This is a genomic window from Pseudomonas sp. Eqa60, from assembly GCF_018326405.1.
In the GTDB taxonomy this organism is placed as follows: domain Bacteria; phylum Pseudomonadota; class Gammaproteobacteria; order Pseudomonadales; family Pseudomonadaceae; genus Aquipseudomonas; species Aquipseudomonas protegens.
Genome location: NZ_AP024342.1, coordinates 1,245,993 through 1,259,078 on the forward strand (window position 1 = coordinate 1,245,993; position 13,086 = coordinate 1,259,078).

Sequence of the window (13,086 nt, forward strand, 5' to 3'; positions counted from 1 at the left end):
ATGGCGATTCGAGTGCAGTCAGCAGCGTTCGATCCCGGGGCTGAAGTCAACGCCATGCACGCCGCGGATACCGGGGTGGGTGCGGTGGTCAGCTTTGTCGGCTACGTGCGCGATTTCAACGATGGGCAGGATGTCCACGGCATGTTTCTTGAGCACTACCCGGGCATGACCGAAAAGGCCCTGGGCAAGATCGCCGCCGAAGCCGAGCAGCGCTGGCCGCTGTTGCAACTGGAAGTCCTGCACCGCATCGGCGCCCTGGAGCCGGGCGAGCCCATTGTGTTTGTCGGCGCGGCCAGTGCCCATCGCCAGGCTGCGTTCGATGCCTGTGCCTTTGTCATGGACTACCTCAAGACCCGGGCGCCGTTCTGGAAAAAGGAAAACACCGCCGACGGCCCGCGCTGGGTGGAAGGCCGCGACAGTGATCACGCGGCGGCCGCGCGCTGGAAAGACTGATCCCCTGATACTTGCCGGCGGCGCCTGAGCCCGCCGCAATCCAACCTGCAATCGACTGCGACTGTTCCCGCCGACCGCTGGGGATAAGTCGTTGCGCGCGTCGTTGACGATATGTACGTAAAAGTCCAGTATGGATTAACAAGTACAAATAAAGCGTCGCCTGTTTCTCCTCTTCTTTCTGTCTTGCCAAACCAACAACAACCCGCGAGAGAACGAACATGAAAAAACTCCCCCTGATCAGTGGCCTGGCCTTGAGCCTGTTGGCGTGCAGCAGCCTGTTCGCGGCCGAAAAGACCCTGCGCCTGGGCATCGAGGCGGCGTACCCGCCATTTGCCTTCAAGACCGCCGAGGGCAAGATCGGTGGTTTCGACTACGACATCGGCAATGCCCTATGCGCGCAGATGCAGGTCAAGTGCGAGTGGATCGAGGGCGAGTTCGACGGCCTGATTCCTTCGCTGAAGGTGAAGAAGATCGACGCTGCGCTGTCCTCCATGACCATTACCGCCGAGCGCCGCAAATCCGTGGATTTCACCCACAAGTACTACTTCACGTCGTCGCGCCTGGTGATGAAGAAGGGCGCCGAGGTGGACGACCAGTACGCCAGCCTCAAGGGCAAGACCGTGGGCGTGCAGCGCTCCACCACCACCGACCGCTATGCCACGGAGGTGTTCGAGCCCAAGGGCATCAAGGTGGTGCGCTACAGCAACAACGAAGAGATCTACATGGACCTGGCGGCCGGGCGCCTGGACGCGATCTTTGCCGACAGCATTCCGCTGGCCGACTTTCTGTCGATGCCCCGGGGGGCCGACTACGCCTTTGTCGGGCCTGAGCTCAAAGATCCGAAGTACGTCGGCGAGGGCGCCGGGATTGCCGTGCGCAAGGGCAACAGTGAACTGGTGGGCGAGTTGAACAGGGCCATCGATGATATTCGGGCCAATGGTGAATATCAGAAGATCCAGGCCAAGTACTTCAAGTCGGATATCTATGGGGATTGAGACATTGTGGCGTTCTTGAGGACGCCTTCGCGAGCGAGCTCGCTCCTACAGGTGTTGTGCAATTCCGCGTAGGAGCGAGCTTGCTCGTGAACCTTTATTGTCCCTTCAATTCCTTCAGGTGCTTGTACACCGTCGCCCGGCCCATGTTCAGCACGTTGGCCACGTAGTTGGAGGCGCTCTTGCCCTTGAAGGCGCCCTCGGCGTGCAGCGCCAGCACCAGTTCGCGCTTGTGATCGCGGGTCAGCAGGTTCAGCCCCAGCTGGCGCTCGCGCAGCCAGTTGTGCAGGAAGGTGTTGATCCGCTCCTGCCAGTCATCGCGAAACAGCGAGTCGGGCTGGGGAATCAGTTTGCTCGGCGACAGAAACAGGTCCAGCGCCGCCTTGGCGTTTTCGAACAGCGAGATGTTCAGGTTGATGCACAGCACCGCCTGGGGCTGGCCTTGGCTGTCGCGCAGCACGCTGCTGAGGCTGCGGATCTTCTGTCCGTCCCAGTTGAGTTTTTCATAGGGGCCGATGTTGCGTTCGTCGCGGTCGCCGCTGAGCAGGTCTTCCAGGGCTGCGTCGTCGCCCACTTCGCGTTTGGACAGGTTGTTGGCGATGTAGTCGATCTTCTGTGTACGCAGGTCGTGGAGCACCACCTCGGCATGGGGGAAGAACAGGGTGGCAATGGCATCGGCAATCGCCCGGAAATTGTCCAGGGCAGGGTCCTTTGCAGGTGAGGTCATGGTCGTACTCCAGGCAGCTTCAGCGCCCGCCGGCAGCGGGCGCTGGGAGTGTGCCGCAATCGTTGGGGGCGCCTCAACCGGTGGTTCGGTCGAGGCGGGCCGGGGAGAGCATGGCAGGCGTGAGGCCGAAGCGGGTCAGGTGTTCCGGCAAGGGGGCACCTCGCACCAGGGCGGCGCTGGCCTGGCCCATGGCCGGCGAGGTCTGGATACCGTAGCCGCCCTGGCCTGCAACCCAGAACAGCCCCGGAACCTGCAGGTCGAAACCGGCCAGCAGATCGCCGTCGCTGACAAAGCTGCGCAGCCCGGCCCAGGTCCGGGTCGGACGACGGATGCTCAGGGTGGTGGCTTCTTCGATCTGGTGGATACCCAGGGCAATGTCCAGTTCTTCGGGTTGCACATCGTGGGGTTCAACCGGATCGGCATTGGCCGGTGAGCCGAGGAACATGCCGGCGTCGGGCTTCATGTAGAAGGATTCATCCAGGCTCACCAGCATTGGCCAGTGGTGAAAGTCCAGGCCTTCGGCGGCGGCGAAGATGAAAGCCGCGCGGCGCTTGGGCTGCAGGCCCAGGGCGCGGGCTCCGGCCATTGTGCCGATGTGGTCGGCCCAGGCCCCGGCGGCATTGATCAACACCGGCGCACTGAACGCCTGAGCGGCCGTTCGCACCTGCCACTGCCCTTGGCTGTCGCGCTCGATCCCCAGCACTTCATGGTCGGTGCAGACCTGGCCCTGGTTGCGGCGGATGCCCCGCAGGTAGCCCTGGTGCAGGGCGTCGGTGTCGATATCGCTGGCGCTGGGGTCGTAGAGCGCGCCATGGACCTTTTCCCGGCGCAGGATCGGCAGGCGCGCGCAGGCTTCGTCGGCGCTCAGCAGTTGCATCTCCGGCACCGTGGCCCTGGCGCTCAGGTACTGGTTGTTCAGCTCGGCCGGATCACCGTTGAAGTCCACGGTCATTTCACCCCGCGGGGTCAGCAGCGGGTGCTCGCAGAAACCCTGCGGCGGGTGGTCGAAGAAGGCCCGGCTGGCCAGGGTCAGGGCGCGCACCTGGGCGGTGCCGTAGGCGGCGGTATAGAGCGCCGCGGAGCGGCCGGTGGAGTGATAGGCGGGATGGGATTCACGCTCCAGCACAACCACCCGGCCATGGAGCGACAGCCAGTAGCCGGTGGACGCTCCGGCGATACCGCCGCCAATGATGATGAAATCTGCCTGGATCATTCGAAGCTCCGCAATAGGGGCGAGCAGCAGTGGTTACTGCGGGCGCCGCAGGTGGTACAGGGCATTGGCCAGGGCGATGTCTTCCAGGCCCAGGCCGATGGAACGGAAGAACACCGGGCGTTCGGCATCCGGGAGCGGGGCCTGTTCGCTGAGCAACTCCGGCAGGTCGCCGAGAATCGCCGCACTGTCCCAGCCGTGCTGTTCGCCGGCGATCAGCATTTCACCGGCGCAGCCCGGTGTGGTGCGCCGGTAGTCGCAGTAGACCTGCATCTGTGCCAGGGCCGCGGGTGGCACTTCGTGGGCCCGTGGCGCATTGGTGCTGATGGAGGTGATCAGCGCCGGCTTGCCGAGGCTGCTCGGATCCAGCACGGGGCCGGCGGACGAGGTGCAGAGCATGATCACGTCGGCGCCCTCGGTGGCGTCCTCAAGCCGGGCCACCAGTTGCAAGCGCGGGTCGAGGGCTTGCAGGCGGGCAAGCTCCGCGGCGGGCTTGTTCGCCAGGCTCGGGGAGTAGAGGCGGATGCTCTGCCAGGGGCGCAGGTTCTGCACATAGCGCAAGTGCGCCTGGGCCACTGCGCCGCTACCGATGATCGCCAGGTGCCGGGTTGTGGGGGGCGCCAGGGCGTCGACCGCGACCGCTGTGGTGGCCGCGGTACGGGCGGTGGTCAGTTCGGCGGCGTCGCACAGCAGTAACGGCTGGCCGCTGTCCATGGACATCAGTAACGTCCAGGCGGTGACCAGCGCGCCTTGGGTACGGACGATGTAGGGCGAGGTCTTGACCCCGTACACCCGGTCTTCGGCCAGCACCCCCAGGTAATTGATGAAGTCGCCGGCCCCCTGGGGAAACTCCACCAGTTGCTGCGCCGGTTGCACGGCGAGCCCGGCAGCCAGGTCGCGGAACAGTTTGCGCAGGATCTGCGGTACGTCGATGCGTTCGAGCAATTGACGGGCCTCGGGGCGGGCAATCATGTAAGGCGTGCTGGACATGCAAGGGTTCCCAGGATTTAAACTAATTTGTCTATTATGGACTTTTAGTTTTGGCGGGCAATATCCAGGCGAAAAAAAACGCAGCCTGTGGTCGGGCTGCGTTTCTCCAGGTTGCCGGGGCGCTGCGGGAGCGCCGGCCGTCAGGCTTGCGGGCGCTTGCGCTCCACCGGGCGCAGCAGTTCGGCGGGCGGCATCTCGCAGCTGATCTTGCGGCCCAGCAGGGCTTCGATCGATGGCAGCTGGTAGGAGTCGTCTTCGCCGGCGAAGCTGATGGATACGCCGTCGGCACCGGCGCGACCGGTCCGGCCGATGCGGTGCACGTAGTCGTCCGGCACTTCCGGCAGGGTGAAGTTGATCACGTGGCTGATGCCGTCGATGTGGATGCCGCGGCCGGCCACGTCGGTGGCCACCAGGACCCGGATCTTGCCTTCGCGGAAGCCTTCCAGGGTCTTGATCCGCTTGTGCTGCGGCACGTCGCCGGACAGCTGGGCGGCGTTCACCCCATCGCGTACCAGGCGTTCCTCGATGCGTCGCACTTCATCCTTGCGGTTGGCGAAGACCATCACCCGTTCCCAGCCGTTGTCGGTGACCAGGTTGTACAGCAGCTTGTACTTGTCGGCGCCGGCCACGGCATAGATGTGCTGTTCGACGTTGGCGTTGGCGACGTTCTCGGCTTCGATCTCGACGATGGCCGGGTCGGTGGTCCATTGCTTGGCCAGGTTCATCACGTCTTCGGTGAAAGTGGCGGAGAACAGCAGGGTCTGGCGCTCGCTCTTGGGAGGTGTCTGGCGAATGATCTGCCGTACCTGCGGGATGAAGCCCATGTCGAGCATGCGGTCGGCTTCGTCCAGCACCATGACTTCGACCATGTCCAGGTGCACGTCGCCGCGCTGGTTGAAGTCCAGCAGGCGGCCCGGGGTGGCGACCAGGATGTCGCAGTGGCGCGCTTCCAGGTGCTTGAGCTGCTTGTCGAAATCCATGCCGCCAACGAAGGTCATGACGTTGAGGCCGGTGTACTTGGTCAGCGCCGCGGCATCCTTGGCGATCTGTACCACCAGCTCCCGGGTCGGAGCGATGATCAGCGCCCGTGGTTCGCCCATGTAGCGCTCCTTGGGCGGCGGGGTCTGCAGCAGCTGGGTGATGATCGACACCAGGAATGCGGCGGTCTTGCCGGTACCGGTCTGGGCCCGGCCGATGGCGTCCTTGCCCGCCAGGGTATAGCCCAGCACCTGGGCCTGGATTGGCGTGCAATAGGGAAAGCCCAGGTCCTGGATGGCGTGCATCAGTTCCGGAGCGAGCTTGAAGTCGTGGAAGCGGGTCTTGCCTTCCTGGGGTTCGACCACGAAGTCTTCGAGTTTCCAGGTGCTGACCGGCGGTTTCGGCGCGCGCGGGCGACGCGGCTGCTCAGCTTTGGGTTGCTCGGCCTTGGGCTTCTCTTGGCGTGGGGCTTTGGGAGCGGAAGGGGTAGCCGGTGTGTTCACCGGTTCTTTTTTAGCTGCGGTAGCGGGTGCGCTCCGTTCCGGCTGACGGCCGTCATGACGGCTGCTGGAACTGGGGGAGGGGGCACTGGGGCTTGGCGCGAGCGGCTCAGCCTCGCTTTTACCGAAGATTTTCTTGAGTGCTTTGAGCACGGTCATCTCATCAATTGGTTAAGGAATGTACGCCGGCCAGTGTAATGCAAGAAGCGGGCGCGGCGTAGTCTGTTGCTCGCCGGGGGCACGGCGCGCGGATTTTCTAGCGCAAACGCTCGCTCAGCCAGGTGCCGATGTCGCGGATTTCCTCTGGTAACACCTCGTGTTCCATTGGGTATTCCTGCCATGTCACGGTGACACCATGCTGCTTCAGGTACTCATAAGCGGTACGGCCCATGGCGTTCTGCACCACTTCGTCGTACTGGCCGTGCAGGCAAAGCACCGGAATCCGCTGTTGGCTGGCCGATAGTTGCAGTTCATCGCTGAAGGTCGGGGCATAGGTGGACAGGGCAAGTACGCCACCCAATGGACCCTGCCATTTGAGGAAGGCGGTGTGCAGTACAACGGCGCCACCCTGGGAGAAACCGGCGAGGAAAATTCGCGATGCGTCTATTCCGCTGGTGCGTTGTTCTTCGATCAGTCTGATGACCTCATCAGACGATTCCTCGAGCTGTTCACGGCTGATGGCGCGGGCCGGGTTCATGGCCAGAATGTCGTACCAGCTGGGCATGGCATATCCGCCATTGATGGTCACTGCCCGGGTCGGCGCCTGGGGCAATACGAAGCGCGTGCTCAGCAGGGTTTCCTGCAGCATCTCGGCTACCGGCAGGAAGTCGTAACGGTCCGCTCCCAGGCCGTGAAGCCAGATCACACAGGCATCTGCGGGCTTGCTGGGCTGAAGAATCAAGGGCTCGGTCATGGCTGCTCCATTTGTGTGCGTGCGCGCTGATTGAGTGCGTGAGTGAAGGGCGCGCCCGGTTGATCGGTGAAGAAGATGTCGCACGGTTGAACGTTTTACTGTTGACCACTGGCTGAAACGCTTTAGCCGGGACTGTGGTACGGGCTTTGCTATGGCTCAGAAAGAGGAGTCCAGGTGAAAGCCCTGTCCGCCGGCGGTAACACTAACAGGCTACCGCAGGCGATGGGATAGCCAGCCTCCTCTGATGAAGGTTCGCCACTGGCCGCTACGGGCTTTGCGAACTGCGAAGGGCTACAGCCCGTTCGGCCGATTGGTGAGATGTAGGCCCCCTATTACGTGGATTTCTCCTACTAGACTCATAGCTAAGGTCTTACGCCGCTTGACCCCATAAAAAAGCCGACACGGGTCAACAGCGCCTCATGAGGGTGCGGCAGGACTCAAGCTCCGACACAACAAGAGCAAAATTGGAGGTTTGAATGAAGATGTTGAAATCCACCCTGGCTGCCGTCACGGCAGCAACGGTGCTGGGTATGAGCGGTTTCGCACAGGCGGGTGCGACCCTCGATGCAGTACAGAAGAAAGGATTCGTGCAATGCGGCGTCAGTGACGGTTTGCCGGGCTTCTCGGTACCGGATGCCACCGGCAAGATCCTCGGCATCGATGCCGACGTTTGCCGCGCGGTGGCGGCTGCGGTGTTCGGCGATGCGACCAAGGTCAAGTTCAGCCAGTTGAACGCCAAGGAGCGCTTCACTGCGCTGCAGTCCGGCGAGATCGACGTGCTGTCGCGCAACACCACCTGGACCAGTTCCCGCGATGCGGGCATGGGCCTGGTGTTCGCCGGCGTCACCTATTACGACGGGATCGGTTTCCTGGTGAACAAAAAACTGGGCGTAAAAAGCGCCAAAGAGCTGGACGGTGCGACTATCTGTATTCAAGCCGGTACTACTACCGAACTGAACGTGTCGGACTACTTCCGCGGCAATGGTCTGAAATACACCCCGATCACTTTCGATACCTCTGACGAAAGCGCCAAGTCCCTGGAGTCCGGGCGTTGCGACGTACTGACCTCCGACAAATCCCAGCTCTACGCACAGCGCAGCAAGCTGGCAACCCCTACCGACTATGTCGTTCTGCCGGAAACCATCTCCAAGGAGCCCCTGGGCCCGGTGGTGCGCAAGGGCGACGAAGAGTGGTTCAGCATCGTCAAGTGGACCCTGTTCGCCATGCTCAACGCCGAAGAGGCGGGCGTCACCTCGAAGAACGTCGAGGCTGAAGCCAAATCCACCAAGAACCCTGATGTTGCACGTCTGCTGGGCGCGGACGGTGAATACGGCAAAGACCTGAAGCTGCCGAAGGACTGGGTGGTGCAGATCGTCAAGCAAGTAGGTAACTACGGTGAAGTGTTCGAGAAAAACCTCGGCAAGAGCACGCCACTGGCCATCGACCGCGGCCTGAACGCGCTGTGGAACAACGGCGGCATCCAATACGCACCACCTGTGCGCTGATGGTTCTATCACCCGGCGGGCCAACCGCCGGGTGATGTTCTGTTCCATTATTCCTGGGGCACTTCATGCAAAATACAATCGGCGCACCCAAGCAGAGGCTTAGCCTCAGCGACCCGCGTGTGCGCGCCTGGCTGTTCCAGATCATCACCCTGGTGGCGGTGGTTTCGCTGGGCTGGTTTCTGTTCGACAACACGCAAACCAACCTCCAGCACCGAGGGATCACCTCGGGTTTCGACTTTCTCGAGCGCAGCGCCGGGTTCGGCATCGCGCAACACCTGATTGCCTACACCGAAGCGGACAGTTATGCCCGGGTGTTCGTCATCGGCCTGCTCAACACCCTGCTGGTGACCTTTATCGGGGTGATCCTCGCGACCCTGCTGGGGTTCATCATCGGTGTGGCGCGGCTATCGCCGAACTGGATCATCAGCAAGCTGGCGACGGTGTATGTGGAAGTGTTCCGCAACATTCCGCCGCTGCTGCAGATCCTGTTCTGGTACTTCGCGGTATTCCTGACCATGCCGGGGCCGCGCAACAGCCACAACTTTGGCGATATGTTCTTTGTCAGCAGCCGCGGCCTGAACATGCCGGCGGCGCAGATGGCCCCCGGTTTCTGGGCGTTTGTCGCAAGCCTGGTCCTGGCCATCGGCGCCATCGCGCTGATGTGCCGCTGGGCCAACCGGCGCTTTGAGGCCACCGGCGTGCCTTTTCACAAGTTCTGGAGCGGCCTGGGCCTGCTGTTGGTGATTCCCGCGTTGTGCACGCTGATCTTCGGCTCGCCGGTGCACTGGGAGATGCCGAAGCTGGCGGGGTTCAATTTCGTCGGCGGCTGGGTACTGATTCCCGAGCTGCTGGCCCTGACCCTGGCCCTGACTGTCTACACCGCGGCGTTCATCGCCGAGATCGTGCGGTCCGGGATCAAGTCGGTGAGCCACGGCCAGACCGAGGCGGCCCGCTCCCTGGGGCTGCGCAACGGCCCGACCCTGCGCAAGGTGATCATTCCCCAGGCCCTGCGGGTGATCATTCCGCCGCTGACCAGCCAATACCTGAACCTGGCGAAGAACTCTTCCCTGGCCGCGGGTATCGGCTACCCGGAAATGGTTTCGCTGTTCGCCGGCACGGTGCTCAACCAGACCGGCCAGGCCATTGAAGTCATTGCCATCACCATGAGCGTGTACCTGGCGATCAGCATCAGCATTTCCCTGCTGATGAACTGGTACAACAAGCGCATTGCGCTGATCGAGCGGTGAGGAAGCGCCCATGACGACTCATACCTTCAAGCCCGATATGCCGCCGCCCAGCCGCAGTATCGGCGTGCTGGCGTGGATGCGCGCCAACATGTTCTCCAACTGGCTCAATACCCTGTTGACCCTGTTTGCCTTCTACCTGATCTACCTGGTGGTGCCGCCGCTGCTGCATTGGGCGATTCTCGACGCCAACTGGGTCGGTACCTCTCGCGCCGACTGCACCAGGGGCGGCGCCTGCTGGGTGTTCATCCAGCAGCGCTTCGGCCAGTTCATGTACGGCTACTACCCGGTGGAACTGCGCTGGCGAGTGGACCTGAGCGTGTGGCTGGCGGTGATCGGTGCCGCACCGTTGTTCATCTCGCGCTTCCCGCGCAAGGCGATATACGGGCTGTGCTTCCTGGTGGGTTACCCGATCATTGCCTACAGCCTGTTGCACGGCGGTTACCTGGGCCTGAGCACGGTGGCCACCAGCCAGTGGGGTGGCCTGATGCTGACCCTGGTGATTGCCACCGTGGGCATCGCCGGGGCACTGCCGCTGGGAATCCTGCTGGCATTGGGAAGGCGCTCCAACCTGCCGGCGATCCGCGTGGTCTGCGTGACCTTCATCGAGTTCTGGCGCGGCGTGCCGCTGATCACCGTGCTGTTCATGTCCTCGGTGATGCTGCCGCTGTTCCTGCCCGAAGGCATGAACTTCGACAAGCTGTTGCGTGCGCTGATCGGGGTGATCCTGTTCCAGTCGGCCTATGTGGCCGAGGTGGTGCGGGGTGGCTTGCAGGCCATTCCCAAGGGCCAGTACGAAGCGGCTGCGGCCATGGGCCTGGGCTACTGGCGTGCCATGGGGCTGGTGATTCTGCCGCAGGCCCTGAAGCTGGTGATTCCCGGCATCGTCAACACCTTCATCGCCCTGTTCAAGGACACCAGCCTGGTGATCATCATCGGCCTGTTCGACCTGCTCAACAGCGTCAAGCAAGCCGCCGCCGACCCCAAATGGCTGGGCATGGCCACCGAAGGCTATGTCTTCGCGGCCCTGGTGTTCTGGATTTTCTGTTTTGGTATGTCCCGCTACTCCATGCACCTGGAGCGTAAGTTGGACACAGGCCACAAGCGTTAGGAGTATCTCCATGAGTCAAGCGAGCAAAAAGCCTGTGGGCCCTGAAGGCATTATTCAGATGCAGGGTGTGAACAAGTGGTACGGCCAGTTCCACGTGTTGAAGGACATCAACCTCAACGTCCGCCAAGGCGAGCGCATTGTCCTGTGCGGGCCTTCGGGTTCGGGCAAATCCACCACCATCCGTTGCCTCAACCGCCTGGAAGAGCACCAGCAGGGGCGCATCGTGGTGGACGGCGTGGAGCTGACCAACGACCTCAAGCAGATCGAGGCCATTCGCCGGGAAGTGGGCATGGTGTTCCAGCACTTCAACCTGTTCCCGCACCTGACCATTTTGCAGAACTGCACGTTGGCGCCGATGTGGGTACGCAAGATGCCCAAGCGCAAGGCCGAGGAAATCGCCATGCATTACCTGGAGCGAGTGCGCATTCCGGAGCAGGCCAACAAGTACCCTGGCCAGCTCTCCGGTGGCCAGCAGCAACGGGTGGCGATTGCCCGGGCGTTGTGCATGAAGCCCAAGATCATGCTCTTTGACGAGCCCACCTCGGCCCTCGACCCGGAGATGGTCAAGGAGGTGCTGGACACCATGATCGGCCTGGCCGAAGACGGCATGACCATGCTCTGCGTGACCCACGAAATGGGCTTTGCCCGCACCGTGGCCAACCGGGTGATCTTCATGGACAAGGGCGAGATCGTCGAGCAGGCGGCGCCCAACGACTTCTTCGACAACCCGCAGAACGACCGTACCAAGCTGTTCCTGAGCCAGATCCTGCATTGATGCTGCTGCGGGGCCTGCGCTGACGATAAACCCGGACTGGCTCCGGGTTTATTTTTGCCCGGCGTTCAACGGCCGGCAGCGCCGAGCTGTGGTTCGGGTTGGTCGCTCAAGGCTGAGGGCGCCAGTTGCGGTTCGCTGAGCTCCAGTACGTCCTTCATCAACTGCGGGTGGCGATCCAGCAGGCGCATCAGCATGTACAGCGGTTGAGGGGCACCGACTTCGCCGCGCTCATAGCGGGAAAAGGCATTGTGCCCGCCACCCGACAGCAGCCTGACCGCTTCTTTCTGGGAAAGGTGCAGCTTGCGGCGGATGCGCTTCATGTCTGCGGCGACGACCTGCCGGTACTCCTCCAGCAATTGGTCGCCCGCGGCGGCGTAGCGTTCTGCACTCGGTGCGTCGAATTCGATTTCACCGCATTCCTGGCATTCCCAACCCGCCAGGCCATGGAGGTGACGCTGCAGATGCCGGTAGTCGATGAGCTCGCTGCGCTGCTCGAACGCCAGCATGCCGGTGGGAGCGCCGCAGCTGTAGCACTGTTGTCGTTTCATGCTTGTGCCTCCTTGAAGGAGATCACTGGAGGCCCTATGCCGGGGCGCTGGGTGATCTTGATGTAGAGCGTCCGGTTATCGATGCCGGTGTAATACACGTCCTGCCACACCCGGTGATCGTGATAGGTGGTCATCGATTTGTAGAGCATGCTGCCCTGGAGTCCGGCTATCACTCGTTGCATGGCCGCCAAGGACAATCCGAGTTCCTTGCCACAGAGCAACGCGCTTCGAGTGAAGGCTTGCGCCCCTTGCCGAACGACCTGTGCCTTGATCAGCGACAGGTCGTAATGAGGTGTTTTCTTTTCCATGAGACACCCTTGAGGCTGACTCGAAATTACCCTTATAGGGTTTTTTGTCAAGGCCTGGCTGAAATGGCGAAAGTGCCTGCTCCAGCCTAAAACGTTGAACTCTGGTAAAGGTCTGAATACCATGCCAGGCAATTCGTCCGATGATTGGATGAAAGAGTGAGTTCAATGAGCGAAATATCCCCCCTGATCAAACGTTCCCTGGTCGACCAGGCCCTGGAGCAATTGCGCCTGCGCATCACCAATGGCGCCTGGGTCGTGGGCCAGCGCCTGCCCACCGAACCTGAACTGGCCAGTGAGCTGGGCATCAGCCGCAACACCGTCCGCGAGGCCCTGCGAGTACTGGCGTTTTCCGGGCTGATCGAGATCCGCCAGGGTGACGGCAGTTACCTGCGGGCGGTGGCCGATCCCTTGGACATGCTCCAGGCACTGTCCCAGTGCTCCCTGGAGCAGGCCCGGGAAACCCGCCACATTCTGGAAGTTGAGGCCGTCGGCCTGGCCGCCCTGCGCCGTACCGACGAGGACCTGCACGCCCTGAGCGATGCGCTGGCCGTGAGCGGCGGGCACTTTCATGGCGAGCTGGAAAGCTATATCGCCTGCGACCTGGTGTTTCACCAGCGCCTGGTGGACGCCGCCCACAACCCGACCCTCAGCCAGCTGTATCGCTATTTCTCCAGCGTGGTCGGCGCCCAGTTGCGCCAGACCCTGACCGTGACCCCCAGGCGTCAGGAAGTCTTCGATCGGCACCAGCACCTGCTGGATGCCATCGAGCAACGCGACCCCGAACGAGCCAAGAACATTTCCCGCCAGCTGATCAACGAATCCTGAGTCCGAG

General features: G+C 62.4%; 14 protein-coding genes. 7 read left to right on the forward strand and 7 right to left on the reverse strand.

Annotation, left to right across the window (positions count from 1 at the left end; translation table 11 throughout):
• Together moaE and KI242_RS05510 are read left to right on the forward strand one after the other, a co-directional pair.
• Complete coding sequence (gene moaE, locus KI242_RS05505) at positions 1-453, forward strand: molybdopterin synthase catalytic subunit MoaE (RefSeq protein ID WP_015634248.1); 453 nt, start codon at positions 1-3, stop codon at positions 451-453.
• Positions 454-671: 218 nt separating this feature from the next.
• A complete protein-coding gene (locus KI242_RS05510) occupies positions 672-1,448 on the forward strand; it encodes an ABC transporter substrate-binding protein (protein ID WP_015634249.1) in 777 nt (258 codons plus the stop codon).
• A gap of 94 nt (positions 1,449-1,542) precedes the next feature.
• On the opposite strand, the gene KI242_RS05515 is transcribed toward KI242_RS05510, so the two are convergent.
• From KI242_RS05515 to KI242_RS05535, 5 genes are all read right to left on the reverse strand, one after another.
• On the reverse strand, positions 1,543-2,172 hold the full coding sequence (locus KI242_RS05515; protein ID WP_011059395.1) for a transcriptional regulator: 630 nt from the start codon (positions 2,170-2,172) through the stop codon (positions 1,543-1,545).
• Between the two features lie 73 nt (positions 2,173-2,245).
• Positions 2,246-3,385, reverse strand: coding sequence for an FAD-binding oxidoreductase (locus KI242_RS05520; RefSeq protein ID WP_041116085.1), 1,140 nt, complete (start codon positions 3,383-3,385; stop codon positions 2,246-2,248).
• A gap of 33 nt (positions 3,386-3,418) precedes the next feature.
• Positions 3,419-4,372, reverse strand: a complete 954-nt coding sequence (locus KI242_RS05525; protein WP_212805979.1) for an ornithine cyclodeaminase family protein — start codon at positions 4,370-4,372, stop codon at positions 3,419-3,421.
• Positions 4,373-4,512: 140 nt separating this feature from the next.
• The gene (gene rhlB / locus KI242_RS05530; RefSeq protein WP_015634252.1) at positions 4,513-6,009 is read right to left on the reverse strand and encodes an ATP-dependent RNA helicase RhlB; all 1,497 of its coding nucleotides are present in this window, start codon (positions 6,007-6,009) and stop codon (positions 4,513-4,515) included.
• Between the two features lie 97 nt (positions 6,010-6,106).
• A complete protein-coding gene (locus KI242_RS05535; RefSeq protein ID WP_011059398.1) occupies positions 6,107-6,763 on the reverse strand; it encodes an alpha/beta hydrolase in 657 nt (218 codons plus the stop codon).
• 476 nt (positions 6,764-7,239) lie between these two features.
• Here KI242_RS05535 and KI242_RS05540 point away from each other — a divergent pair, with 476 nt between their 5' ends.
• The 4 genes from KI242_RS05540 (at position 7,240) to KI242_RS05555 (ending at position 11,398) form a co-directional block, all read left to right on the forward strand.
• Complete coding sequence (locus KI242_RS05540; protein ID WP_011059399.1) at positions 7,240-8,268, forward strand: amino acid ABC transporter substrate-binding protein; 1,029 nt, start codon at positions 7,240-7,242, stop codon at positions 8,266-8,268.
• A 65-nt stretch (positions 8,269-8,333) separates the two neighbouring features.
• Complete coding sequence (locus KI242_RS05545) at positions 8,334-9,515, forward strand: amino acid ABC transporter permease (RefSeq protein WP_011059400.1); 1,182 nt, start codon at positions 8,334-8,336, stop codon at positions 9,513-9,515.
• A gap of 10 nt (positions 9,516-9,525) precedes the next feature.
• Positions 9,526-10,623 carry an amino acid ABC transporter permease gene (locus KI242_RS05550; protein ID WP_011059401.1) on the forward strand — a complete coding sequence of 366 codons (1,098 nt, stop codon included), beginning with the start codon at positions 9,526-9,528 and terminating at the stop codon, positions 10,621-10,623.
• A 10-nt stretch (positions 10,624-10,633) separates the two neighbouring features.
• Positions 10,634-11,398 (forward strand): amino acid ABC transporter ATP-binding protein, encoded by a 765-nt coding sequence (locus KI242_RS05555; protein ID WP_011059402.1) that lies wholly within the window; start codon positions 10,634-10,636, stop codon positions 11,396-11,398.
• Positions 11,399-11,463: 65 nt separating this feature from the next.
• On the opposite strand, the gene KI242_RS05560 is transcribed toward KI242_RS05555, so the two are convergent.
• Together KI242_RS05560 and KI242_RS05565 are read right to left on the reverse strand one after the other, a co-directional pair.
• The gene (locus KI242_RS05560; RefSeq protein ID WP_077933387.1) at positions 11,464-11,946 is read right to left on the reverse strand and encodes a type II toxin-antitoxin system MqsA family antitoxin; all 483 of its coding nucleotides are present in this window, start codon (positions 11,944-11,946) and stop codon (positions 11,464-11,466) included.
• Positions 11,943-12,254, reverse strand: a complete 312-nt coding sequence (locus tag KI242_RS05565) for a type II toxin-antitoxin system MqsR family toxin (protein ID WP_077933388.1) — start codon at positions 12,252-12,254, stop codon at positions 11,943-11,945. Before KI242_RS05565 ends, KI242_RS05560 begins: the two co-directional genes overlap by 4 nt.
• A 165-nt stretch (positions 12,255-12,419) precedes the next feature.
• On the opposite strand from KI242_RS05565, the gene KI242_RS05570 reads away from it, so the two are divergent.
• Positions 12,420-13,079, forward strand: coding sequence for a FadR/GntR family transcriptional regulator (locus KI242_RS05570; protein ID WP_011059405.1), 660 nt, complete (start codon positions 12,420-12,422; stop codon positions 13,077-13,079).
• The last annotated feature ends 7 nt before the right edge of the window (positions 13,080-13,086 follow it).